Below are 22,349 nucleotides of genomic sequence, written 5' to 3' on the forward strand. Positions count from 1 at the left end.
CGCCAACCCAGTCCGTTCAATTCTCCTGCCGGTCGAATTCCGGCAGGGCGACGTCGCCACCGACCAGAACGCGCTCATCGGCTCCGCAGGCAAAATCACGCGCCTGCTCGTCGGCGATCTTTCGCGCCGTCTCGTTGGCCTTGGGGTTGCCGCTGGCGACGACCAGCCCGATCGTGCAGCCTTCGCCGACGCCGATCTGGCCGACCTTCTCGACCACCAGCACCTCGGTCTTCTTGTCGCTGTCTTCCGGGTCGTTGCTGACGAACCAGCGGTGGATCGTCGCCACCGGCACCTCGCGTGCGCCATCCACCTCGATGCGCCATTCGATCTTCGGCCCGGCGGCGTTGAAGGCCGGAAAGCTCTCCCAGACATGTTCGGCGCCGGTCGGCGGAAAACCGTAGAAGATGGATTCGCGCAGGTCGCCTGTGTAGAAAATCACCGGATAGCCGCGCCAGCCCGGACACACCAGATTGGCGAAGTTACCGCCCTCCTCGTTCGACGAGAAGGTCGAGCAGGTCTTTTCGAAATCGATGTCGGTGTATTCGCTTTTCATCTCCGCCGCGCCGGCTGGCAGGCCGAGGGCGGCGAGGGTCAGGAGGATGAGAAGGTTTCGCATTGCCGTTCATCCCGCATCTGGCAGAACTGCTTCGAGCCTAAAGCAAGCAGTTCTGAAAGAAAACCGGAGGGACGGATCGAGGGTGGTTGCTCGGCAGGCCGGCGAAGCGAAACGAAGCCTCATGGTCAGCTCGCGAGCGGTCCGCGTCGGGCCAAAACGCAATTCTTTGTTGTGGTTTTACGCTATCTCGTTGAAATGCCTTTATCTTCCAGACATGACGTGCTTTCTGCCGCGGTTCGATCCGATGCAGGCGCCGTGCTTTTGTGCCTGCAAAAACCCAATCAGGACAAAGGCTTGGACAGTGCGCCCAGGATAGAGGCTAGGGAAGATGGCTCCGCCTCGATCCGCACCGTCTTCAGGCGCGACGTCTGACCGGTAATCACTGAAACTTTCGAGCGGGCGACGCCAAAATGGCCTCCGACGAGCCGTTCCAGCGCCGCATTGGCGGCGCCTTTTTCCGGCACCGCCCGCACCTTGGCCGCCAGATAGGAGCGGCCGTCCGCCGCCGTCTCGATTCCGCTGAACTGGTCTGCGGACGCTTTCGGCGTAAGCCGCACGAACAGGTCCAGACCGCCATCCCGCTCGCGATAAAACGCAGACATTCCAGAGGGTCAGACGACCATCGGGGCTATGGTGGTCCACAGGAACTGGCGCAGGAAATAGATGATCAGAAGCACGATGATCGGCGAGATGTCGATGCCGCCGAGGTCGGGCAGCATGCGCCGGATCGGCGCCAGGACCGGCTCGGTGACTCGGAACAGGAAGGTGCCGATGGTGTTGACGAACTGGTTGCGCGAATTGACGACGTTAAACGCATAGAGCCAGGAGAAGATCGCCGAGGCGATCAGGAACCACCAGTAGATTCCGAGGGCTAGATCCACCGTCTGGATGAGGGCGAGCATAAAATTCTCCTTTGGTCCGCCGACATGTAGCCATTGGCCGGATTGGGAACAAGCCGTTTCCGCCGGCCTCGGCGCGGCAGGCGGTACCCGCCGCCCGCAGCAACCACAAAACGCCCGCACTCCTGCTTGACAGGCGCTGCCCTGCCTGCACATAACACCGCCATTCGCCGAACGGGGCTGTAGCTCAGCTGGGAGAGCGCGTCGTTCGCAATGACGAGGTCAGGGGTTCGATCCCCCTCAGCTCCACCATTCGGCGGTGATATCCAATTGCTTTTATTTTGCTTTTGGCGGAAATGTAGGGATCATCCCGTCATTCTTCCCCCATCTCGGCGGCTCGCGGTGTCTGCAAAAATTCGGAGATGATCGAAGAGGGCGCCACGCTTGAGGCCGATCTGGCGACCGCTCCGGCCTTGCGAAGGATCTGACGATAGGCCGGACCTGGCGTCAGACTGCGGAACCCTGTCGGCAGCGGTTAACAATTATCATTTGAACTGTTTCGTTCAGAGACAGTTAACCATATTGGGCGACCGCTGTTCGCGTCTGGTTTTGAGGCCTGTAGCCATCCCGCGACTCAGATAGCGCGGGAGCTGGCCGGGCTCACTGCACACCACCACTGGCGAACTCTGGCAACATATCGCCAGTGTTGAGGTGAGCCCGGCCACCTGCTTGTCGAAAGTCCGCCGGTCCATAACCCACCCCGACCCATGCCCGGCGATCCCTTCTTCCCGATTTGGTACATCGGGTGCCAGCGATTGGCCGGCCGACCCTTGCGATGCATATGCCGTGCCAGAGTGCTTCTGGCGTCTTTCCGGAATCGGGACGTCGCGCCTCGACCAAAAGCGCTGGCTCCCGCGCCTGCGGGCGGGCTTGCACCGTGCCGCAGTATGACTGCTAGGCGCTGCGCTTGACGCCATCAAACATTCGTGTCGTAACCCGCCGAAACACGCCGGGGACCGGATGGAGACGGAAGCAGCGATTTCGGCGGACGACCGCAGGCACGGCATGCGCGAAAAGCTCGCCGGCCGGTCGATCGTGTTCGTCGGACTGATGGGCGCCGGCAAGACGGCGATCGGCCGCAAGGTCGCGGCGCTGCTCGACCTGCCGTTCATCGACAGCGACCAGGAGATCGAGCAGGTGTCGCGGATGACCATCCCCGAATTGTTCGAGCGTTATGGCGAACCGGAGTTCCGGGCGCTGGAGCAACGGGTTATCCAGCGCGTGCTCGAGACAGGACCACAGGTGCTGTCGACCGGCGGCGGGGCGTTCATGAACGCGCAGACGCGCGGGCTGATCGCCGCGCAGGCGGTGTCGATCTGGCTGAAGGCCGATCTTGACGTGCTGTTTGCCCGTGTCGCCAAGAAGCAGAACCGGCCGCTGCTGAAGACGGAAGACCCAAAAGCGACGCTGCGTAAGCTGATGGACGAACGCTACCCGATCTATGCCGAGGCCAACGTGACGGTCTACACCCGCGACGAACGCAAGGACGTGATCGTCGGCGAGGTGCTGGACGCGCTGGCTGGCCATCTGGGGCAGGGGACACGGAATGACGGCTGACGGCATCGAGACAGTCAAGGTGGCGCTGGGTGAGCGCGGCTACGACATTTTGATTGGCTCCGGCCTGCTGGACCGGGCGGGAGCGGAGCTTTCGGCGCGCCTGCCCGGAGTGCGCGCCGCAATCGTTACCGACGAGAATCTTGCCACCCATCACCTCGGACGCCTTACCTCCAGTCTAACGGCTGCGGGCGTCAAGGCGACGCCGATAGTGCTGCCGCCCGGCGAGAAGACCAAAAGTTTTGCCGCCTTGCAGGACGTCGTCGACAAGGTGCTGGAGGCGAGGCTGGAGCGCGGCGATGTCGTCATCGCGCTGGGCGGCGGGGTGATCGGCGACCTGTCCGGCTTCGCCGCCGGCATCGTGCGGCGCGGCATGAATTTCGTTCAAATTCCGACCTCGCTGCTCGCGCAGGTGGATTCTTCCGTCGGCGGCAAGACCGGGATCAATACGGCGCGGGGAAAAAACCTTGTCGGCGTGTTCATGCAGCCGAGGCTGGTGCTGGCCGACACGGATGTTCTGGACACGCTGCCGGAGCGCGAGTTCCGCGCCGGTTATGCGGAAGTCGCCAAATACGGGCTGATCGACCGGCCGGAATTCTTCGCCTGGCTGGAAAAGAACTGGCGCGAGGTTTTTTCAGGCGGACCGGCGCGCACCTATGCGATTGCCGAATCCTGCCGCGCCAAGGCCGACGTCGTGGCGCGCGACGAATTCGAGACCGGCGACCGTGCGCTGCTCAATCTCGGCCACACGTTTGGCCATGCGCTGGAGGCGGCGACGCGATACGACGGCACGCGGCTGGTGCATGGCGAGGGCGTGGCAATCGGCATGGCGCTGGCGCACCGCTTTTCGGCGCGTATGAATCTCGCCAGCCCGGACGATGCGGTTCGGGTCGAGAGACATCTGGCGACGGTCGGGCTGCCCTGGCGCATCTCCGACATTCCCGGAGAAATGCCGGACGCGGACGGGCTGCTCGCTTATATCGCGCAGGACAAGAAGGTGTCACGCGGCGCGCTGACCTTCATCCTGACGCATGGCGTCGGAAAGTCCTTCATCGCAAAAGACGTGCCGGCATCGGAAGTGCTGTCGTTCCTCAAGGAGCAATCGGGGGGATGAACGAGCCGGAGCTGCTGGCCGGAATCCTGATCGGGGCGGGCGGCGCTCTTGTTCTCGTCGCAGTGCTGTGGCTGCTGCGAAAACCCTTGATATTGGCCTTCAGCCACCGAAAACCCGAGCTGCCGGCGCCGCCGGAAGAACCGGCCGTTTCGGAGGAAGAGGCGCGCAAGGAGGCGGAAGCGGCCCAGCAGGACAGGGCGCGCATGGACGCGCTCCGCGATCTCAGCGAGCTCGAAGTGTCTGATGTGATGGTGCATCGCACCGACATGCACTCGATCAATGCCGACAATCCCACGGAGGCAATCGTGCGCGAGATCATCCGGAGCCCGCACACGCGCATGCCGCTGTGGCGCGGTTCGCTGGACAACATCGTCGGCGTCGTCCACGCGAAAGACCTGGCGCGGGCGCTGAGTGAGGCCGGCAACGATTTTTCGCAGATCGACATCATGAAGATCGCGGCAAAACCCTGGTTCGTGCCCGACACCACCTCGCTGAAGGACCAGCTCGACGCCTTCCAGCGCCGCAAGGCGCATTTCGCCATCGTGGTCGACGAATATGGCGAGGTGGAAGGGCTGATCACGCTGGAGGACATCATCGAGGTTATCGTCGGCGACATCGCCGACGAGCACGACATCGACGTGCAAGGCGTCAAGCAGGAGGCCGACGGTTCGGTTGTGGTCGACGGCTCGGTGGCGATCCGTGAATTGAACCGCGCACTGGGCTGGGACCTTCCCGACGAGGAAGCGGTGACGATCGCCGGGCTGATCATCCACGAGACGCAGTCGATCCCTGAGGAAAAGCAGTCCTTCACCTTCCACGGGAAACGGTTCTTCGTGATGAAGCGCGAGAAGAACCGGATCACCAGGATCAGGATCAGGGCAGCGGCCGCGCAACTCAATCAGGCGACGTGACCGTCGCCTGACAGGCAAAGGTCCTCAGATCACCTCGAAATCCCCGGCGGTCATGATGAATCCGTTGTCGATGTGGGCGAACAGTACGCGTCCGCCCGAGCCCGAACCGTTGCTGTCGTAATAGAGGTTGCCCGTATCCTGGTCGTAGAGGATGCGGTCGTCCGCATCGACGGCTGCGACGTTCAGGTTCTTGAACAGTTCGGTCGCCAGCGCACCGGTTGCGGTGAGCGTGGTGAAATAGGCGTTTTCGAGCTGGATCGTATCGGCCGCGCCAAAATCCTTGATCGTGTCGACGTTGGTGGCGCCATTCAGGTCCGAGTTGAACACGAACGTGTCGGCGCCGTTGTTGCCGTACAGCGTATCGTTGCCGCGATAGCCTTTCAGGATGTCGGCGCCCACGCCGCCCGAGATGACGTCGTTGGCCGTGTGGGAACCGTTGAGTGAATCGTTGTAGCTGGAACCCACCAGCCGCTCGACGGACTCGTATGTGTCGCCGGCCGCATCGCCTTTGTTGATCGAAGGATTGGCCAAACTAGCGACGACGCCCTGCGTGGCGGTCGCATAGGAGGTGGTGTCGGTGCCGGTGCCGCCAGCGAGAAAGTCCGCGCCGCCGCCGCCGATCAGTGTGTCGTTGCCGGCATCGCCGAAAAGATCGTCTGCGCCGGCAAGACCGATCAGCGTGTCGTTGCCCGAATTGCCGTTGATCGTGTCGGCCGACAGTCCGCCGGTGATGGTATCGACCGCCGCGCTGCCGTTGAACGTCCAAGGCTGGCCCTCGATGAAGGTGCGCAGCGTCGCGGCATTGCCGTAAACGAAGAGGCCATAGAAGTCGTTGACCGACTGGGTGAGCCCGGTGATCTCGACTACCGGATAACCCTCCCCGGTGACGATCCGATAGCCGGTGACGGTGCCGGCATTGTAGGGATACCATTCCTCGTCGTCATAGTATCCTTGCAGGCCGACGCCGACCACCTCCAGATGAACGCCCGATACCGAAAAGACGCCGAGGCCATAGCTGAAATAGGTCGAATCTCCTGCGAAAGTAGTCTGGTTGGAACGCGTGGTGACGTTTGTAAACAACGCCTCCGGATTGCCGGGTGAGAATTGCGTCATGGCGGGCATAAGTCATCTCCGCTGCGGTTTCTGGTGCACCGAGACCAAGTATTTTCCCTCGCTGCCACGATGAACCAGCGGGCAGCATGACGCAAGACCGCGGGCGATGGACGGTTTCGGGCGTGGAGCGCTTGAATATGCGAGAGATAACCTTTCGAATGCACACGTTGGGGACCAGAAATCCCGTTCGCGAGCAGGCCGTTCCATAAGGAGTTAGCAGGGCTGGCTTGGATATGCGTAAGATCGGACGGGTTTTGATGGCGGGACGGCGATGAGCGAAGACATCTACGATGCGCAGTTCGTCAAGGGTGTCTTCGACCGATGTTCCGGCAAATACATCGCCTTCAGCCTGATCTGCTCGTTCGGTTTTACCGAGCGCTGGCGAGCGCAGTGCGTCGGCATGTTGCCAGACCCGATCACCGCTGGAGCGAGGGGTTACGACCTGATGGCGGGGACCGGAGAGGTCTGGCCGCATCTCTTGAAGCGCTTTCCCGATGTCGGCGCGATCACTGCCGTCGACATATCGTCGGGAATGCACCAGCGCGCCATCGAACGCTTGCATGCACACCGCGCCCACAGGATCGCCTTCATCGAAGACGATGTGCTGGCGAGCGACCTGCCGGATGCGAGCGCCGACTTCGTAGTCTCGACCTTTGGATTGAAGACCTTCAACCGCGACCAGCACCGGCGGCTGGCGGCGCTGATCGCGCGTTGCCTCAAGCCGGGCGGCGTGTTTTCGATGATCGAGGCGTCCGATCCGAAAGGCTGGTGGCTGCGGCCGCTCTATCTGTTCCACCTGAAGATCGTCCTGCCGACCATCGAGCGGGTCCTTCTGCGCGGTGCGCAGGATTTCGCGATGATCGGCACCTACAGCACCAATTTCGGCGACGCGTCCGCCTTTGCGGAGATGCTGCTGGCGGAAGGATTGGAGGTCAAGTACAGGCGGCTGTTCTTCGGCTGCGCCACGGCTGTCGCGGGGAGGAAACCTGAAGCACTTCCGGCCGCAACGCTTTGATCACCCCGGCAGGGCGAAAACCGCGCAGGGGCTTGCGATGCCACGCAACATATGTTCGCCGAGAGGGATCATCTCCGTCGTCGCCTCCGCCGCGAACGCGCCCGAGGCGAGCACGGCGCGGCCAAGGGGTTTGCACAGACCCTCCAGCCGGCTCACCAGATTCACGGCCGGGCCGATCGCGGTGAAATCCAACCGGTCGGCGGTGCCAATGTTGCCCCACAGCATCTCGCCGAGATGCAGGGCGGTGCCGAAGGGCAAGGGCGGCAGGCCTTGATTAGCTCGCTCCCGGTCGTGGTAGGCCATGCCGGCGCGCGCCGCGGCGACGGCCCGCAGCGCGGCATCGCAGGCCGCGGAAGCCGGACGTTCGCCGACCGGGAAGATCGCCAGAACGCCGTCGCCGATGAATTTCAGCACTTCGCCGTCGAAGGCGTGAACGGCGCCGGCGATACGGTCGAACCAGGCATCCAGCGCGGCAACCACGGATTTCGGCGTCGCCGCCTCCGACAGTTCGGTGAAGCCGCGCATATCGGCATAGAGCAGAACCGCCCGGATGGTCTCGCCCGTGTCGCGCCGCAACCTTCCGGCCAGCACCTGCCTCGCACTGCGCCTGCCAAGGTAGGTTTCGAGCAGCGCGGCCAGCGTCGAGCGCGCGGCAAGCACGCCGAGCGGCGCAGCGGCAAAGCGCGCCACCTGTTCCAGGAATCCGGTTTCGGCCTCCGTCAGGGGCCGCGAAGCCGCCCAGCCCAGCAGTGCGCCGTCCGAGGTTGGACCGTCCGGTGGGCCGGCGGCATTCTCCTGCACGATCCCGGCGCCGAGCCTGGCGAGCCAGTCGCGGCCGACGCTGGCCGGCTCGAGCCCAGCCAAGCCCAGGGACCCAAACCCCAGCGCCTCGATGACCTCGCCGGTGTCAGCCCGCCACAGCCAGGTCCGCCGGGCGATGATCGGATGTGGTGCGGCCTGCGTCAGCGCGGCGCCGGCGATCGGCAGGCCGTCGGCAATGAGCTTTTCGCCCAGCGCCGTCACGAAATGCTCTGCGCCGGGGGTGGTGCTCGCTTCGTCGACCAGCCAGGCCAGGGTGGAAGGGAGTTCCATTCAGGGCGCGGCGACCGACCGACGATAGGCTATGCCGTTCGCAATTCCACCGTCTCGTCGCCGTTCGTCGTCGACCATAGGTCGCATGTCTTCCTCTTTGCTCGCCTCGTCGGCGGATTTTCACTGCATCGCAGCCAATCGCAAGTCCGCGTGATCATGCCATGCAAGCGGCCACACGGCTATGGCCGGTGTCTGTCAGGAGATTTGAACCGCGAGAGCAGGTTCCTTGCGCGAAGGGACAGGTTTGTTAGGGTGTCAGACCGTCGCTGCGGGAGGAGATCGTCGTGGCGCGTGGTGAAGGAGTCTATCGATGGCTGAAGCGCTGCTGGTTCGACGGGAAGTCCAGATCGCGGCCCCGCCCGCGACTGTCTTCGCTTTCCTGACGAACCGGGAAAAGATCCTGCGCTGGATGGGCACGGAGGCGAATATCGAGCCGCACCCCGGCGGCATCTATCTGCTCAACGTGACGGGCAAGGACATCGCCCGCGGCGAGTTCACCGAGGTCATTCCGGTCCATCGCCTCGCCTACAGTTTCGGCTGGGAAGGCAACGACACCGTGCCGCCGGGATCGAGCCTGATCGAAATCGACCTGCTCGACAGGGAAGGCGGCACGCTGTTACGCATGACCCATAGCGGCCTGCCCGACGCCAGGGAATGCGCCAACCACGAGAAGGGCTGGGCCCATTACCTCGGCAGGCTGGAGGTGGCAGCGGCCGGCGGCGATCCGGGACCGGACCGGCCGCGCGACATGTGATGGGCGATGAAGCCGGTTGGCCTGTTTCAACCGCGGTCGCCTGCCTATCCCTCCGGACGGGTCCGGAACGCCTCGCTGATCGCCTCGGCCATTCCGATGACGGCAGCACCCGTCGCTCCGGGGTTGCGGCGCAGCACCACGCGGGCAGCGTCGATCGCGCCGAACCCCTCCGCAACCATCAGTTCCCGGCAGCCGGCCGGGATGTTGCTGCGCGAGATCGGCGCCACGGCAAGGCCCGAGGTGGCGGCCAGACGCAGGCCGCCGCTGGTGTCGCTCATATAGGCAACGCGATAGTCTATGCCGCGCCGCTCCAGCGACTTCAGCGCATAGTCACGGCACCAGCCGGAACTAGGATAGATGGCGATCGGCAACGGCCGTTCCTCGTGGCGCAAGTGCCGCGCGGATGTCGCCCACACCGTCGGGTCCGCCATCAGGATTTCGCTGTCGGAGAAATCTTCCCACTCGAACACCACTGCGAGATCGAGCTCTCCGGCATTCAGCGCAGCCACCTGGGAACTGGTCCTCGCGAAGCGCACCGTGATCTCGACGCGCGGGTGCTGCTTGGAAAACTCGGAAAGCGCCTGCGCCAGGATCGTCACGCCATATTCTTCCGGTATGCCGATCCGCACCGGGCCGTCGAGCGGCGCCGACTTCAGCGAAGCTGCGGTCTCTTCGAGAAGCGCGACAATGCGGCGCGCATTGGCGATGAGCCCCTCGCCCTTGCGTGTCAGCGATACGCCGCGCGAGCCGCGCTTGAACAACGGATCGCCGACGAGGTCCTCCAGCTTCCGGATCTGCATGGAGACTGCGGACTGGGTACGTCCCATCCGCTCGGCAGCGCGGGTGACGTTGCCCGTCTCCGCGACCGCCACGAAGGCTCGCAGCAGTTCGCTGTCGAGATTCACGAAGTCCTCCCCGCGTCATCAGAAGTTCTGATGACAGGCATAATCCCTATTCGTTTGCTGTATGTCAATTTCGGCTGGTACGGTAGCTTGGCAAACTTCGGGACAGGAGTCGGTCTGTCCGGCACGGTCCTCACTCGGCCCGCTACCCTCTGGTGGCGGGTTCTTTTTTCTCCGGCCTTGCGTCGTCTTCCCATTGTCGTGCCTAATCCCTACCTGCATTGCATGGAAACGGTCAGCCGGGCGGAAAGCAATTTGCGGAAAATACAAACCGGAAGGCGGGCACTGCTGGTCGTCAACCCGCGCGCCCGGCGCGGAACCGGCTCGATTGCCGCCGCGGTCAGGCTGCTCGAAACCGCCGGCCTGGACGTGCGCGAGGTCAAGGCCGGAGAACAACACAAGATCGACGACGTGATCCGCGCCGAGGCCAAAAGCTGCGACCTCGTCATTGTCGGCGGCGGCGACGGCACGCTGAATGCCGCGGCGCCCGCGCTGGTCGAGACCGGCCTGCCGCTCGGCGTGCTGCCGCTCGGCACCGCCAACGATTTCGCCCGCACCGTTTCCATTCCGGTAGATCTGCAGAGGGCGGCCGAAATCATCGCCGCCGGGCATCTGCGCGACATCGACCTTGGCGACGTCAACGGCCATCTGTTCTTCAACGTCGCCAGCATCGGCTTCAGCGCCGAACTTGCGGCCGAACTGACCCAGCATGCCAAGAAACGCTGGGGCGTCTTCGGCTACGCCATCGTCGCGGCCCGCATCCTGCTGCGTTCGCGGCTGTTCACGGCCCATATCGACCATGACGGGACCACCGAGCACATCCACACCATGCAGGTGTCCGTCGGCAACGGCCGCTACTATGGCGGCGGCATGACGGTGGAAGCGACCGCGACGGCTGAAGACGGCAAGCTCGACCTCTACAGCCTGGAGGTCGACCACTGGTGGCGCCTGCTGAGGTTGCTGCCGGCACTGCGCAAGGGCACGCAAGGACAATGGGACGACGTCCGCGCTTTCCAGACCACCGAGGTCACGATACGAACCAGGAAGCCGCGTCCGGTCAATACGGATGGCGAGCTTTCGACCTACACGCCGGCACATTTCCGCATCAGGCCGAAGGCGATCCGGGTGTTTGCGCCGCCGCAGGTTTAGGAAGCGTCACCCTTGACCACCCCGACAAACGGCAACTCCCGAAAGGCATGCGCCACGTCCATGCCGTAGCCGACGACGAAATAATCCGGGCAGTCGAAACCGACATAGTCTGCGTTGAGCGTCGTCTGGCGACGCATGCGCTTGTCGAGCAGCACGGCGATCGAGCAGCTTTTGGCGCCGCGCGACAGCATGAGTTCGCGGGTGTAGCGCAACGTCTTGCCGGATTCGAGGATGTCGTCGATCAAAAGGACGTCGCGATCCCTGACCTCGTTGTCGATGTCGCGCAGCACGCGCACCTCGCCGCTGGTGGTGCCGCTGCCGTAGCTAGAGATGAAGATGAACTCGACCTCCGGCGACAGACCGACATCGTGCATGGCGCGGATCAGGTCGGCGGCGAAGACGAAGGAACCCTTCAGGATCGAGATGACCAGCAGGTCGTGATAGTCGCGTCCCGCTATTTCCTCGGCGAGTTCCAGATTGCGCCTGGCAATCGCCGAGGCGCTGAACAGCACTTCGATCTCCTTGTTGCGGACGACCGGCATTGGCGCTTCCTACTCGGCGAAGGTGACGGATACGGACTTCACCCCGTTTCTAGGCACGTCGAGCCGGCTGGAAAAGGCAAAACGCTCGCCGGGGCCGAGTCGTCGCGAAGATGTCCCCAGCTTGTAGCGCGTGATCGCCCCGTCGAGGCTGGCTACGCGGATTTCGAGGCCGGGCATCGCCGCCCCGACCGCACCGTCATTACCGGCCTGGCCGTCGACGAACAGAACGGGCCGCGGCCCCGATGCGTCGACGCGGGAAGAGATGTCCGACAGCGTAAAGGCCGGGCCGCCGTCGCCTGCCGAAAGGCCACCCTGCGGCAGCACCAGCGCATAGCCGCCCGACACCCAGAAGGACACGCAGGCCATCGCGACACCGCCCGCCCAGAAAAACACGCCGCCGCGCCTGGCGAACAGGCCGGGCCGAGCCGGAGCGGGCTTCGCCGCGAGGAAATCCATGCCGGCCTCGGCGCGGGGCCGAAACGACTGCGACGGCACCATGGGCTGCCGGTCGCCGACGATCTCGAAGTCGGCGTCCACGACATCGGTCGCCCCGAAGTCACCGGTGGCACGGCGTGATGCCGGCCCGGTCATGATTTCGCCGGAAACCGGGCGTGCGGTGCTGGTCGCGGCCATGATGGTCGATATCTCCTTCGCGTCTGCGGCTTTCCGGCGAACGCATTTGGTCAACGCTATTTCACCGCCCTATTCTTAACCGGCGGTTAACCATGCGGGCAGATGGTCGATTCGCGCAAAACGGCTCGTGATGGAGCCCTGGAAATTAGAGTCGAGCTTTGATCCGCTTTGAGAATGTCGGCCTCCGCTACGGAATGGGCCCGGAGATTCTCCGGGACATCTCGTTCCAGATTCCGCCGAGTTCCTTCCAGTTCCTGAGCGGCCCTTCCGGCGCCGGCAAGACAACGCTGCTGCGCCTGCTGTTCATGTCGCTGAAGCCGACGCGCGGCCTGATCAACATATTTGGCAAGGACCGCTCGCGTATATCTCCGCAGGAACTGCCGATGATGCGTCGCCGCATCGGCGTGGTGTTCCAGGATTTCCGCCTGCTCGACCACATGACCACCTATGAGAACGTCGCGCTGCCGTTGCGCGTACGCGGGCGCGAAGAATCCAGCTACCGCGCAGACGTCTCGGAACTGCTCAAATGGGTCGGGCTAGGGGAGCGCATGCATGTGCTGCCGCCGATCCTGTCGGGCGGCGAGAAACAGCGCGCTGCGATCGCCCGCGCGCTCATCGAACAGCCGGAAATCCTGCTCGCCGACGAGCCGACAGGCAATGTCGATCCGCCGCTGGCGCGCCGCCTGCTGCGCCTGTTCATCGAGCTCAACCGGCTGGGAACCGCAGTGGTCATCGCCACACACGATCTTGGCCTGATGGAACAGGTCGACGCGCGCCGCATGATCCTGTCCAACGGAAGGCTCGACATCTATGATTGAGATGCCGGCCGAGATTTCCGTGCAGGCGCCCGCGGCCGCGGAAGTGCAGCGCGAGCGCGCCCAGCGCCGCACCGCGCCGATCGTGCCGGCCCGCAATGTCGCCGGCAACGCGCTGATCCTCGTCATCGCTATCATGACCTTCCTATCCTGCCTGACGCTCGGCGCGGTCTCGCTGGTGCGCGACACCGCCGCCGTCTGGCAGAACCAGATCGCCCGCGAGGCGACGATCCAGATCAAGCCATCCGACGGGCTCGACATGGAGGCGGCGCTCGCCGACGCCGCGGCCACCGCCGGGGAGTTCCCGGGTGTGAAGGGCGCGCGCATCGTCGACCGCGCGGCAACCGCACGCCTGCTGGAGCCGTGGCTAGGCTCCGGGCTGAACATCGACGAGTTGCCGGTGCCGCGCCTCGTGGTCATCACCATCGACCAGAACAGTCCGCCCGACTTCGCCGGATTGCGGACCGCGCTGACCGACAAGGTGCCCGGCCTGTCGCTCGACGACCACCGCACCTGGGTCGACCGGCTGGTCACCATGGCGCGCACCACGGTGACGCTCGGCATCGCCGTGCTCGTGCTGATGCTGTCTGCGACGGTGCTCACCGTCGTCTTCGCCACGCGCGGAGCCATGGCCGGCAATGGACACATCATCGAGGTGCTGCATTTCGTCGGCGCCGAGGCAAAATTCATCGCCAGCGAGTTCCGACGCCATTTCCTCCTGACCGGCATGAAGGGCGCGGCGGCCGGCGGGGCGGCCGCCGTCCTCGTCTTCGTCGCCTTCTCCTTTTGGTCGTCGCGCAATCTCGCCACGCCCCAAGCCGACCAGGCGGCGGCGCTGTTCGGCAACTTCGCTATCGGCGCAACCGGTTATGCCGGCGTCGCGGCGATCGTGCTCGTCATCGGCGCGCTGACCGCGGCGACGTCGCATTTCACCGTTATCGCCTATCTCAACGATCTGGAGTTCCGTCCGCCGGACGGGTGAGGAAGCCGCTAGCCGGCGCGCCAAGCAGGCGCTACCAAAGCAGGTGATTCGGAGGTATCGATTGTCGATGCTGGAAACGATTTCGAGCGATTCGGCGGAGGCTGGCCGGGCAAGGCGGCAGCGCCTTCTGGCGGTCCTGCGCATTTCGGCGTTCGGCATGATTGCGGCAGGCGGACTGTTCGCCGGCGGCTTCGGCCTTTTCGGCACCTATGTCAGCGAACTGACAACGCCAGACGATGTGGAGCCGGCCGACGCCATCATCGTGCTCACCGGCGGGCAGGCCCGCCTCGACGCCGCGCTCGACCTCTTGAAGACCGGCAAGGGCAAGCGCCTGCTGATCAGCGGCGTCAATCCTGTCGCCAGCCGCGAATCGCTGCGTGCCGCAACAGGCGGCGACAAGGATCTGTTCTCCTGCTGCGTCGACATCGACACCGCTGCTCTCGACACGATCGGCAATGCCGAAGAGAGCGCCAAATGGGTGCAGAGCCACGACTATGGCAGCGTGATCCTCGTCACCAATAATTATCACATGCCGCGCAGCCTGCTGGAGATGAACAGGCTGGTGTCGAATACAGATCTGCAGCCCTATCCCGTGGTCAACACGAGGCTGGACGATGGCGGCTGGCTGACCAAGCCGGAGGCTCTGCGCGTGATCTTCACCGAATACACCAAATACGTCGCCGCCCTGGCCCGCAGCGTCATGCCTTCCGGCGAGGTGATGGCGGACGACGAACCGCGCTACACCGCGACGATCCGCAAGCCGGACGCGGCTACGCCCTGAGCCTCGGCGGGAGAGTCGAAGCAATGCTGCAACGGCGTTGTGCATCGCCGCGCCCCTGATGTACGAACGGCGGGCGGAGCCTTTCCGCGCGATTTCGTCAGGAACCCCGCCTCGCCATGCTCGTCTTCCGGTCGCTGCTGTTCAATGCCGCCTTCTACCTGAACCTCATCGTCCAGATGATCCTTTGGGCGCCGCTGTTCTTCCTGATGCCGCGCAAGAAGGCCTGGTTCGTTCCGAAAGTCTGGGCGCGTTCGGAACTCTGGCTGCACGACAAGCTGGGCGGCACGAAGAACGAAATCACCGGCCAGGAGAACCTGCCTGAAGGCTCCTTCATCCTCGCGCCAAAACACCAGTCCTTCTGGGATGCGATCGCCTTCATTCCCCACCTGCGTGACCCGCTCTACATATTGAAGCGCGAGCTTACCTGGATACCCTTTTTCGGCTGGTACATCCTGAAGATGCGGCTGATCCCGGTAAACCGCGGCAGCCGCGCCAAGGCGTTGAAGAAAGTGGTGGCGGACACAAAACGCGAGATGGCCGACGACCGCCAGTTGATTATCTATCCCGAAGGCACCCGCCGCGCGCCTGGCGACGAGCCGGCCTACAAATACGGTATCGTCGAGCTCTATTCGCAGCTCAAGCTGCCCGTCGTACCGGTCGCGCACGTTGCCGGGCTCTATTGGCCGCGGCGAAAATTCATGCGTTATCCCGGCACGATCAAGGCAAAATTCCTGCCACCGATCCCGGCCGGCCTGGAACGCGAGGAATTCATGCAGCGGTTGATCCGCGAGACCGAAGCCGGGTGCGATGCGTTGCTGGTCGACGCCGCGAGTACGCCCGGCCACCCGCCGCTGCCGCCGACGGCCGTCAAGCGGCTGGCGGAACTGAAGGCTGCCGGACAGGCGCAATAGCGCCGGGCAGCAGCCTTCTCCGCGAAACTTCCCCTACGCACTGGCTTTGTCGAGTTCCTCGAGGTCGGCGGCAGTCAATTGCAGCGACGCCGCCTTGATCAGGCTGTTCACCTGTTCCGCATTGGTTGCGCTGGCGATCGGCGCCGTCACGCCCGGCCGCGCGATGATCCAGGCCAGCGCCACTTCCGCCTGGGTCGCCGAATGCTTGGCCGACACCGCATCGAGCGCTGCCAGGATACGCATGCCGCGCGCGTCCAGATAGGATTTCACCCCACCCCCGCGCGCGCTTTTGCCGAGATCGGCCTCGCTGCGGTATTTGCCGCTGAGGAATCCCTTGGCGAGGCTGAAATAGGTGATCACACCCAGCCCCTCCTTCATGCAGAGGTCGCGCAGTTTTCCGTCATAGGAGGAGCGGTCGTAGAGGTTGTATTCCGGCTGCAGCACCTCGTAGCGCGGCAATCCCTTGTCCCTGGATATCTTCAGCGCGTCGGCAAGCTGTCCAGCGTCGAGGTTCGACGCGCCGACGTGACAAACCTTGCCCTTTTTAAGCAGTTTTTCATAAGCGCCGAGCGTCTCCTCGTAGGGAACAGTCGGATCCGGCCAGTGCGAGAAATAGAGATCGACCACATCTGTCTGCAACCGCTTCAGCGACGCCTCGATCGCCCGTTCGATATAGGCGGCGGAAAGGTCTTTCTTGCCTTGCCCCATGTCGGAACCGACTTTGGTGATGAGCACGACCTTGTCGCGGTTGCCCCGGCTCTTCATCCATTTGCCGATGATCGTCTCGGATTCCCCACCGGAATTGCCCGGCACCCAGGTCGAATAGGAATCAGCGGTGTCGATCGCATTCAGCCCGCCGTCGATGAACCGGTCGAGGATGTCAAAGGAGGTCTTTTCATCGGCCGTCCAGCCGAAGACATTGCCGCCAAGTACCAGCGGCGCGAAGTCGAGGGCGGTACTGCCGAGTTTGCGTTTCTGCACGATCATTGCTCCGTGAATGGGATCAGGGCGGGTGCGCCCCGGCGCGGCAGAAACTAGACCCGGCGGTGCCAAGGTCAAAGGGCTGGCCGGTTTTTCGTTTCGGCTGGTCCAACTGCGTCAGTGCTTCTTCGCGGCATCGACGAGTTCGCGCGTCATCCGGCTGGTGTCGCCCCACGTCGAAAGCCAGATCATCAGCGATGTCACGGAGCCGATTATGAAGATGCCTGCGAAATGCAGCCAGCCTTTGGATTCCTGGGCGTCCTGTGCGGTTCTGAGATGGTCCAGTTCCTCTTCCTGGATCGATGCGATCAGCCCATGGAGGTCAGGGTCACGCGATTGCAGGAACGCCAACTGGTCGAGCAGATGGTGATGCACCGTGCTCTCGACTGCCTCGGTGCAAATCCACACTACGCGTTCGCCCATCAAGGCCGTGATGGCTCCGAGCACATAACCGCCGAGGCTCCAAAGCGACATCACACGGCACGGCCGCGCGCCTCTCGCCGGCATGGCATCCTTGAACAGCACGCAGTGATTGATCTCGTCCAGCCGCATCTTTTCGAGCACGGGCACGATATGCGGAAACAGCCTTCGGGCGACCGTGATCTGGGCTGCATAGATCTTGATCGCGCCGGTCTCACCGGCATGGTTGACCTTGACGATCCTTTGGATGGTTGTCCGGTCTCGGCCGGCAGGCATCAACATCAGGCCCTCCCAGCCAATATCCTTCAATCTGCCGAGCCTACAGGTCTTTGATCCGCCGCGCGACGCCCTCCATCCAATGGTCGCGGATGCCCAACGCGGCCAGATGCTCGACGGTGCTGAACACATAATCCTCGTTGCGGCCGGACTGGCCGACTGCACCGCGCACGATCGCCGCCGCTTCCGCCTCTTCGAGGCTCCCCGCATATTGCAGATGCGTGCGGTCGACGATGTAGCATACCGCCTGCACCAAGCCGCCGCCGTCCAGCCGAACAGGCACTGTGCGCTCCAGATAAACGTTGGTCACCAGTTCGCGTTCGCGCAAATAACTCATCACCTCGTCGCGCAACTCCTCGGGAACGCGGAACGCCAGCCCGACGCAGGAACCGCCGCGATCGAGCCCGAGCACCAGGCCCGGCCGCTGCGGCGTGCCGCGATGCACATGCGAATGCACACAAAGCGAGCGACGATAGCCATGCAGCCGCGCCCTTTCCGTCTCCGTATGGGCAAAACCGGGTCTCCATATTAACGAGCCGTAGCCGAAAACCCAAAAATCGCCCATATCGCCTAGCCAAGTCTCTGCTAAGAGGAGTCGCCCGTCGCTGCAGTCCTAGACGAATCCGTTCGTCCGGGGAAATTGTGAAGCGGCTGGCGGCTGCCAAACCCGACCGGAAGGCATGATGCACGACCCATCCCGCGCCAACGGGCGCTTCGGACGCCGGATCATCTGGCTCGGCGTCTTCATCGTCATCGTGATTGCCGCCTACACAACCGGCTGGTTCTGGCTGGCCGGTAGAATCGAAAGCCAGACCCGCACCGCGCTCGCGAAAATGGAGGAGCGCGGGCTCAAGGCCGAATGCGCCAACCTCACCATACGCGGCTATCCGTTCCGCATCGGCGTCTATTGCGACCGCGTCGCCTTCGAGCAACCGGCTCAGGCGGTGAGCGTCGCGGCAGGCGCCTTCCGTTCCGCCGGGCAGATTTACGATCCAATGCGGCTGGTGGCCGAACTGGACAGCCCCGCCACCGTCACCGTGCCGGACGGCGGGCAGATTGCCTTCGATTGGCAGACGCTGCGCGCCAGCACGCGCCTGACCCAGACCCTGCCGGAACGCGTTTCGCTGGAGGGCACGCAGCTCAGGGTCGGCGCCAATGGCAGGCCGCAACTGGTTTCGGCCGAGAATTTCGAGGCGCATATGCGGCCGAACGAGGCCGATGTCGACCTGGCCTCCAGCTTCGGCGGGCTGGTCTTCGATCCCTCGGTGATCGGTGACCGCACCGTGCCGCCGTTGACGGGCGAGGCAGACCTCTCGGTCAAGGACGGGCTGAAGCTGCTTGCCGAGAACCGCGCCCGCAATTTGCGAGGCCAGTCGGGCATCGTGCGCAAGCTGACGCTGCAGCTTGGCGAGAAAGGCGCGCTGATCCTCTCCGGCCCGTATTCCATCGACCAGGACGGGTTGATTGACGCCGACTTCAAGGTCTCGATCAGCGATCCGAAAGCGCTCGCGATATCGCTGGCGCAGGTGTTTCCGGAGCAGGAGAGCAAGATCAAGCAGGGTTTCGCCGGCCTCGCCTTCCTCGGCAGCAAGCCGTCGCTGCCGCTGAGGATCACCAAGGGCAAGGCCACGCTGGGTTTTATCCCGCTCGGCGGCATCCCGCCGGTGGACTAAGCTATCCCTTCTCCGGGTGCTCGACCGCCTGGCGGCCGAAGTCGGGCACGTCGACCTCCTGTCCCGCCTCGATGATCGAGCGCCGCACGCCGCGGGTGCGGGTGAAGATGTCGAACAGTTTTTCGCCTTCGCCCCAGCGGATGGCGCGCTGCAGCAGCGCAAGATCCTCGGAAAAGCGCGCCAGCATTTCGAGGATGGCGTCCTTGTTGTGCAGGCAGACATCGCGCCACATGGTGGGGTCGGAGGCGGCGAGGCGGGTAAAGTCGCGAAAACCCGAGGCGGCGTATTTGATCACCTCGGACTTGGTCACCGTCTCCAGGTCGTCGGCGGTTCCGACGATGTTGTAGGCGATGATGTGCGGCAGGTGCGAGACGATCGCCAGCACCATGTCGTGATGGTCGGCATCCATCGTGTCGATGTTGGAGCCGCAGCGCCGCCAGAATTCCGAGAGCTTTTCCAGCGCCGCCGGATCGGTGCCGGGCAGCGGTGTGAAAATGCACCAGCGGTTCTCGAACAGGTCGGCAAACCCCGCGTCCGGACCCGACTTCTCCGTGCCGGCCAGCGGATGGCCGGGGATGAAATGCACGCCGGCCGGGATACGCGGCTGCATCTGGGCGATCACCGAGCGTTTCGTCGAGCCGACATCGGTGACGATGGCGCCCGGCTTCAGGTGCGGTGCGATTTCCTCGGCCACCGCGCCGGAGGACCCCACCGGCACCGAGACGATGACGAGATCGGCATCGGTGACCGCTTCGCCCAAATCGGTGAAATAGCTGTCGCCCAGGCCGAGTTCTCGCGCGCGCTTCAGCGTGGCGGCGCTGCGCGTCGCCACGGCGATATGGCCGGCCAGCTCCTCGCGCCTGATGACACGCGCCAGCGACGAGCCAATCAGGCCGATGCCCACCAGCGCGATTTTGTCGAAGAGCGGCATGGTCCCGCTCAATTCCTCAGGAATTCCGCGAGCGAGGCGACCACGCCGCGATTGGCCTCCTCGGTGCCGACGGTCATGCGCAGCGCGTTGGGAAAGCCATAGCCGGCAACGCGGCGCAAGATATAGCCGCGCGCCGAGAGATAATCGTCGGCCGCCGGCGCCGAATGCTTTGCGTCCTCCGGGAAATGGATCAGCACGAAATTGCCGACGCTGGGCGTCACTCGGAGACCAAGCTTCGCCAACTCGATGGTCAGCCATTCCAGCCAATGCGCATTGTGCGCCACCGTGCGCTCGACATGCTGGCGGTCGCCCATCGCCGCGACGCCAGCCTCGATCGCCGCCGCATTGACGTTGAACGGACCTCGCACGCGGTTCAAAGCGTCGGCGATATGCGCGGGGCAATAGGCCCAGCCGATGCGCGCGCCGCCCAGCCCGTGGATCTTCGAGAAGGTGCGCGTCATCACCACATTCTCGAAGGCCGACACCAGCTCGATGCCGGATTCGTAGTCATTGCGGCGCACATATTCGGCATAGGCGGCGTCGACCACCAGCAGCACGTTTTTCGGCAGCCCGGCATGCAGTCGCTTGACCTCGTCAAAGGGGATGTAGGTGCCGGTCGGATTGTTGGGATTGGCGAGGAACACGATTTTCGTGCGCGGCGTCACCAGCGCCAGGATCGCGTCGACATTGGCTGTTTCGGCGGTCTCCTTGGCCACGACCGGTACGGCGCCGGCCGCCTGGATGTAAATCTTGTAGACCAAAAACCCGTGCTCGGTGAAAATCCCCTCGTCGCCCGGCGACAGGTAAGTCTGCGCCAGCAGCCCGATCACCTCGTCGGAGCCGTTGGAGCAGACGATGTTGGCCGGGTTGAGCCCGTGCGCGGCGCCGATCGCCTCGCGCAATCTTGCCGCCGAACCGTCCGGATAGAATTCGAGTTTTTCCGCAGCCTTTTTCACCGCCGCGATCGCCGTCGGCGAGGCGCCGAGCGGGTTCTCGTTGGAGGAGAGTTTATGCACCTTGGTGACGCCGGCAGGCGCGGCGCTTTTTCCCGGCACATAGGCTTCGATGTCTAGAATGCCGGGTTTCGGCTGCGGGCGGTTCTGGTCGGCGGTCATGCTTGTCATCCGGCTGGGAGCGTCGGGCGAGGCCGCAGGCGGAATACAGGCGGGCGGCTGATATGTCGAGGGGTGAGGAAATGCGCCCTGGGACAGTTTGCTTTATCCCCTCGCGCCAGCCCGTTCGGCGCGGAGCCTTTCGGTCGATAAAAGGTAACCGTCCCCTGCATGCAGCCTCCATCGTCGCCACGCTGCCTTTCGGCCCTGGCCATTGAAAGGTGGGAAGACGGGCGGCCGCAGGGTCGCTCATCTAGGTATAAGTGCGACCTTGCGGCCGCCCGTCCGGCGATTTTTGGCCTCGTCCCGTTCCGCTTCGCCTTGCTCCGGCTCCGGCATTTTCGCCTCGGCTGGCCCGGTCTTAAGCACTCGTCCAGTGCGCCCCGACCGTAGTGTCGGGGGAGGAACCTTCGGACGCGGCCTCCCCGGGCGCGGGCTACGTCTTCCCGCACCGGAGGCGCCGGTTTCTCCCCGCCTTCACACCGTCATGATCGGCGTTCCCGCGGGAGAAACTGAGGGTGATTATGCAAGAGACGGAAAGGTAGGGGGACGGACGCGGGGCGACTATTTTTGTGAGCAGGCGACAAGTCATTGAAACAGCGCGTGAATATTTTTCACCACCTCTCGCGCGGGGTCGAAAACAGGCAAACATCTCCATCACTGCGACATCGAAAATGTCGCAAAGAGAACGGAATTCTCGGCGGAGCGCCCGGCTATAATTCGGTGGGTTCGGCTTCCTCGGCGATATAGGCGCAGGCGATCATCTCCGCCTTGATCCCGTCATAGGCCTTGTCCCACACACATCGCATCTCGTCCGTCCACAGCGGGCCAAGCCGTTCGGCAAGCATCGCCAGCAAGGCTTCGCCGACGGCATCGTAATGCTCGGCGCGGACTCCATAGGCGAGGTGCCGGACGGCGAGGTCGCCGACAGTCGTCCGCAGCAGCCCCCAATTGCCGATCTGGCCGACGATCACCTGCAGCGTCTGCGCCAGCTTCGCGCCCTGCCGGGCAGAGGTTTCCACGAAGAGATGTTGCGTCTCAGGCTGGATGCGGAACAGGTGCCGATAGAAGCAGGCCGCGGCGGCGGGCGAATCCACCGCCAGCGCGCGAAAGCTGCCGACGATCAGCGCCTGCTCCTCGGCGTTTAACTGCATGAGCCTGCCCTCTCCGGCC

The 22,349-nt window shown here is 64.0% G+C and carries 25 protein-coding genes and 1 tRNA gene; 12 read left to right on the forward strand and 14 right to left on the reverse strand.

Annotated elements, in window-relative coordinates:
- Positions 1 to 16 precede the first annotated feature (16 nt).
- The 3 genes from ACH196_RS14015 to ACH196_RS14025 all read right to left on the reverse strand — a co-directional run bounded on the left by ACH196_RS14015 (position 17) and on the right by ACH196_RS14025 (position 1,518).
- Positions 17 to 616: a hypothetical protein gene (locus ACH196_RS14015; protein ID WP_396647518.1), complete on the reverse strand. Its 600-nt coding sequence runs from the start codon at positions 614 to 616 to the stop codon at positions 17 to 19.
- A 281-nt stretch (positions 617 to 897) separates the two neighbouring features.
- A complete protein-coding gene (locus ACH196_RS14020; RefSeq protein WP_396647519.1) occupies positions 898 to 1,218 on the reverse strand; it encodes a DUF167 family protein in 321 nt (106 codons plus the stop codon).
- A 9-nt stretch (positions 1,219 to 1,227) separates the two neighbouring features.
- Entirely contained in the window at positions 1,228 to 1,518 is a 291-nt protein-coding gene (locus tag ACH196_RS14025) for a YggT family protein (RefSeq protein WP_396647520.1), read from the reverse strand.
- A 173-nt stretch (positions 1,519 to 1,691) separates the two neighbouring features.
- Here ACH196_RS14025 and ACH196_RS14030 point away from each other — a divergent pair.
- From ACH196_RS14030 to ACH196_RS14045, 4 genes are all read left to right on the forward strand, one after another.
- A tRNA-Ala gene (locus tag ACH196_RS14030) sits at positions 1,692 to 1,767 on the forward strand.
- Between the two features lie 708 nt (positions 1,768 to 2,475).
- Complete coding sequence (locus ACH196_RS14035; protein ID WP_396647521.1) at positions 2,476 to 3,072, forward strand: shikimate kinase; 597 nt, start codon at positions 2,476 to 2,478, stop codon at positions 3,070 to 3,072.
- Positions 3,062 to 4,183 (forward strand): 3-dehydroquinate synthase, encoded by a 1,122-nt coding sequence (gene aroB / locus ACH196_RS14040; protein WP_396647522.1) that lies wholly within the window; start codon positions 3,062 to 3,064, stop codon positions 4,181 to 4,183. Before ACH196_RS14035 ends, aroB begins: the two co-directional genes overlap by 11 nt.
- A complete protein-coding gene (locus ACH196_RS14045) occupies positions 4,180 to 5,094 on the forward strand; it encodes a transporter associated domain-containing protein (RefSeq protein ID WP_396647523.1) in 915 nt (304 codons plus the stop codon). Before aroB ends, ACH196_RS14045 begins: the two co-directional genes overlap by 4 nt.
- A gap of 24 nt (positions 5,095 to 5,118) precedes the next feature.
- Here ACH196_RS14045 and ACH196_RS14050 read toward each other — a convergent pair whose 3' ends face one another.
- Complete coding sequence (locus ACH196_RS14050) at positions 5,119 to 6,216, reverse strand: calcium-binding protein (protein WP_396647524.1); 1,098 nt, start codon at positions 6,214 to 6,216, stop codon at positions 5,119 to 5,121.
- Positions 6,217 to 6,478: 262 nt separating this feature from the next.
- Here ACH196_RS14050 and ACH196_RS14055 point away from each other — a divergent pair, with 262 nt between their 5' ends.
- The gene (locus ACH196_RS14055) at positions 6,479 to 7,222 is read left to right on the forward strand and encodes a class I SAM-dependent methyltransferase (RefSeq protein WP_396647525.1); all 744 of its coding nucleotides are present in this window, start codon (positions 6,479 to 6,481) and stop codon (positions 7,220 to 7,222) included.
- Here the strand turns inward: ACH196_RS14055 and ACH196_RS14060 are convergent, their stop codons facing one another.
- Positions 7,223 to 8,314, reverse strand: a complete 1,092-nt coding sequence (locus ACH196_RS14060) for an adenylate/guanylate cyclase domain-containing protein (protein WP_396647526.1) — start codon at positions 8,312 to 8,314, stop codon at positions 7,223 to 7,225.
- Positions 8,315 to 8,624: 310 nt separating this feature from the next.
- On the opposite strand from ACH196_RS14060, the gene ACH196_RS14065 reads away from it, so the two are divergent.
- On the forward strand, positions 8,625 to 9,068 hold the full coding sequence (locus ACH196_RS14065; protein WP_396647527.1) for an SRPBCC domain-containing protein: 444 nt from the start codon (positions 8,625 to 8,627) through the stop codon (positions 9,066 to 9,068).
- Between the two features lie 44 nt (positions 9,069 to 9,112).
- Here ACH196_RS14065 and ACH196_RS14070 read toward each other — a convergent pair whose 3' ends face one another.
- Positions 9,113 to 9,973 carry a LysR family transcriptional regulator gene (locus ACH196_RS14070; RefSeq protein ID WP_396647528.1) on the reverse strand — a complete coding sequence of 287 codons (861 nt, stop codon included), beginning with the start codon at positions 9,971 to 9,973 and terminating at the stop codon, positions 9,113 to 9,115.
- Between the two features lie 252 nt (positions 9,974 to 10,225).
- Between ACH196_RS14070 and ACH196_RS14075 the strand changes: the two genes are divergently transcribed.
- Positions 10,226 to 11,119, forward strand: coding sequence for a lipid kinase (locus tag ACH196_RS14075; RefSeq protein WP_396647529.1), 894 nt, complete (start codon positions 10,226 to 10,228; stop codon positions 11,117 to 11,119).
- Here the strand turns inward: ACH196_RS14075 and hpt are convergent.
- Together hpt and ACH196_RS14085 are read right to left on the reverse strand one after the other, a co-directional pair.
- Positions 11,116 to 11,661 (reverse strand): hypoxanthine phosphoribosyltransferase, encoded by a 546-nt coding sequence (gene hpt / locus ACH196_RS14080; protein ID WP_396647530.1) that lies wholly within the window; start codon positions 11,659 to 11,661, stop codon positions 11,116 to 11,118. The genes ACH196_RS14075 and hpt overlap by 4 nt on opposite strands.
- A gap of 9 nt (positions 11,662 to 11,670) precedes the next feature.
- The gene (locus ACH196_RS14085) at positions 11,671 to 12,294 is read right to left on the reverse strand and encodes a hypothetical protein (protein ID WP_396647531.1); all 624 of its coding nucleotides are present in this window, start codon (positions 12,292 to 12,294) and stop codon (positions 11,671 to 11,673) included.
- A gap of 158 nt (positions 12,295 to 12,452) precedes the next feature.
- Between ACH196_RS14085 and ftsE the strand changes: the two genes are divergently transcribed.
- From ftsE to ACH196_RS14105, 4 genes are all read left to right on the forward strand, one after another.
- On the forward strand, positions 12,453 to 13,112 hold the full coding sequence (gene ftsE / locus ACH196_RS14090; RefSeq protein ID WP_396647532.1) for a cell division ATP-binding protein FtsE: 660 nt from the start codon (positions 12,453 to 12,455) through the stop codon (positions 13,110 to 13,112).
- Positions 13,105 to 14,091, forward strand: coding sequence for a cell division protein FtsX (locus ACH196_RS14095; RefSeq protein ID WP_396647533.1), 987 nt, complete (start codon positions 13,105 to 13,107; stop codon positions 14,089 to 14,091). Before ftsE ends, ACH196_RS14095 begins: the two co-directional genes overlap by 8 nt.
- 67 nt (positions 14,092 to 14,158) lie before the next feature.
- The gene (locus ACH196_RS14100) at positions 14,159 to 14,872 is read left to right on the forward strand and encodes a YdcF family protein (RefSeq protein ID WP_396647618.1); all 714 of its coding nucleotides are present in this window, start codon (positions 14,159 to 14,161) and stop codon (positions 14,870 to 14,872) included.
- 116 nt (positions 14,873 to 14,988) lie between these two features.
- Positions 14,989 to 15,783 carry a lysophospholipid acyltransferase family protein gene (locus tag ACH196_RS14105; protein WP_396647534.1) on the forward strand — a complete coding sequence of 265 codons (795 nt, stop codon included), beginning with the start codon at positions 14,989 to 14,991 and terminating at the stop codon, positions 15,781 to 15,783.
- A 33-nt stretch (positions 15,784 to 15,816) separates the two neighbouring features.
- Here the strand turns inward: ACH196_RS14105 and ACH196_RS14110 are convergent, their stop codons facing one another.
- The 3 genes from ACH196_RS14110 to ACH196_RS14120 all read right to left on the reverse strand — a co-directional run bounded on the left by ACH196_RS14110 (position 15,817) and on the right by ACH196_RS14120 (position 18,025).
- A complete protein-coding gene (locus ACH196_RS14110; RefSeq protein ID WP_396647535.1) occupies positions 15,817 to 16,764 on the reverse strand; it encodes an aldo/keto reductase in 948 nt (315 codons plus the stop codon).
- Positions 16,765 to 16,881: 117 nt separating this feature from the next.
- Positions 16,882 to 17,466, reverse strand: a complete 585-nt coding sequence (locus tag ACH196_RS14115; RefSeq protein ID WP_396647536.1) for a demethoxyubiquinone hydroxylase family protein — start codon at positions 17,464 to 17,466, stop codon at positions 16,882 to 16,884.
- 37 nt (positions 17,467 to 17,503) lie between these two features.
- The gene (locus ACH196_RS14120; protein ID WP_396647537.1) at positions 17,504 to 18,025 is read right to left on the reverse strand and encodes a gamma-glutamylcyclotransferase; all 522 of its coding nucleotides are present in this window, start codon (positions 18,023 to 18,025) and stop codon (positions 17,504 to 17,506) included.
- A gap of 118 nt (positions 18,026 to 18,143) precedes the next feature.
- Here ACH196_RS14120 and ACH196_RS14125 point away from each other — a divergent pair, with 118 nt between their 5' ends.
- Entirely contained in the window at positions 18,144 to 19,133 is a 990-nt protein-coding gene (locus ACH196_RS14125; RefSeq protein WP_396647538.1) for a DUF2125 domain-containing protein, read from the forward strand.
- 1 nt (position 19,134) lies between these two features.
- Here the strand turns inward: ACH196_RS14125 and ACH196_RS14130 are convergent, their stop codons facing one another.
- The 3 genes from ACH196_RS14130 to ACH196_RS14140 all read right to left on the reverse strand — a co-directional run bounded on the left by ACH196_RS14130 (position 19,135) and on the right by ACH196_RS14140 (position 22,330).
- A complete protein-coding gene (locus ACH196_RS14130; protein ID WP_396647539.1) occupies positions 19,135 to 20,064 on the reverse strand; it encodes a prephenate/arogenate dehydrogenase family protein in 930 nt (309 codons plus the stop codon).
- 8 nt (positions 20,065 to 20,072) lie between these two features.
- Positions 20,073 to 21,179, reverse strand: a complete 1,107-nt coding sequence (gene hisC, locus ACH196_RS14135) for a histidinol-phosphate transaminase (protein WP_396647540.1) — start codon at positions 21,177 to 21,179, stop codon at positions 20,073 to 20,075.
- 710 nt (positions 21,180 to 21,889) lie between these two features.
- Positions 21,890 to 22,330 (reverse strand): globin domain-containing protein, encoded by a 441-nt coding sequence (locus tag ACH196_RS14140; RefSeq protein WP_396647541.1) that lies wholly within the window; start codon positions 22,328 to 22,330, stop codon positions 21,890 to 21,892.
- Positions 22,331 to 22,349 lie beyond the last annotated feature (19 nt).

The sequence above is a fragment of the Mesorhizobium sp. IMUNJ 23232 genome (assembly GCF_044326205.1).
GTDB lineage: Bacteria > Pseudomonadota > Alphaproteobacteria > Rhizobiales > Rhizobiaceae > Kumtagia.

Coding starts and splice junctions, on each gene's coding strand:
- ACH196_RS14050 (WP_396647524.1), bottom strand. CDS start 6,216: ATGCCCGCCATGACGCAATTCTCACCCGGCAATCCGGAGGCGTTGTTT.
- ACH196_RS14065 (WP_396647527.1), top strand. CDS start 8,625: ATGGCTGAAGCGCTGCTGGTTCGACGGGAAGTCCAGATCGCGGCCCCG.
- ACH196_RS14035 (WP_396647521.1), top strand. CDS start 2,476: ATGGAGACGGAAGCAGCGATTTCGGCGGACGACCGCAGGCACGGCATG.
- ACH196_RS14055 (WP_396647525.1), top strand. CDS start 6,479: ATGAGCGAAGACATCTACGATGCGCAGTTCGTCAAGGGTGTCTTCGAC.
- ACH196_RS14140 (WP_396647541.1), bottom strand. CDS start 22,330: ATGCAGTTAAACGCCGAGGAGCAGGCGCTGATCGTCGGCAGCTTTCGC.
- ACH196_RS14125 (WP_396647538.1), top strand. CDS start 18,144: ATGCACGACCCATCCCGCGCCAACGGGCGCTTCGGACGCCGGATCATC.
- ACH196_RS14060 (WP_396647526.1), bottom strand. CDS start 8,314: ATGGAACTCCCTTCCACCCTGGCCTGGCTGGTCGACGAAGCGAGCACC.
- ACH196_RS14105 (WP_396647534.1), top strand. CDS start 14,989: ATGCTCGTCTTCCGGTCGCTGCTGTTCAATGCCGCCTTCTACCTGAAC.
- ACH196_RS14130 (WP_396647539.1), bottom strand. CDS start 20,064: ATGCCGCTCTTCGACAAAATCGCGCTGGTGGGCATCGGCCTGATTGGC.
- ACH196_RS14085 (WP_396647531.1), bottom strand. CDS start 12,294: ATGGCCGCGACCAGCACCGCACGCCCGGTTTCCGGCGAAATCATGACC.
- ACH196_RS14100 (WP_396647618.1), top strand. CDS start 14,159: ATGCTGGAAACGATTTCGAGCGATTCGGCGGAGGCTGGCCGGGCAAGG.
- ACH196_RS14015 (WP_396647518.1), bottom strand. CDS start 616: ATGCGAAACCTTCTCATCCTCCTGACCCTCGCCGCCCTCGGCCTGCCA.
- ACH196_RS14095 (WP_396647533.1), top strand. CDS start 13,105: ATGATTGAGATGCCGGCCGAGATTTCCGTGCAGGCGCCCGCGGCCGCG.
- ACH196_RS14025 (WP_396647520.1), bottom strand. CDS start 1,518: ATGCTCGCCCTCATCCAGACGGTGGATCTAGCCCTCGGAATCTACTGG.
- ACH196_RS14115 (WP_396647536.1), bottom strand. CDS start 17,466: ATGTTGATGCCTGCCGGCCGAGACCGGACAACCATCCAAAGGATCGTC.
- hpt (WP_396647530.1), bottom strand. CDS start 11,661: ATGCCGGTCGTCCGCAACAAGGAGATCGAAGTGCTGTTCAGCGCCTCG.
- ACH196_RS14120 (WP_396647537.1), bottom strand. CDS start 18,025: ATGGGCGATTTTTGGGTTTTCGGCTACGGCTCGTTAATATGGAGACCC.
- aroB (WP_396647522.1), top strand. CDS start 3,062: ATGACGGCTGACGGCATCGAGACAGTCAAGGTGGCGCTGGGTGAGCGC.
- ACH196_RS14020 (WP_396647519.1), bottom strand. CDS start 1,218: ATGTCTGCGTTTTATCGCGAGCGGGATGGCGGTCTGGACCTGTTCGTG.
- ACH196_RS14045 (WP_396647523.1), top strand. CDS start 4,180: ATGAACGAGCCGGAGCTGCTGGCCGGAATCCTGATCGGGGCGGGCGGC.
- hisC (WP_396647540.1), bottom strand. CDS start 21,179: ATGACCGCCGACCAGAACCGCCCGCAGCCGAAACCCGGCATTCTAGAC.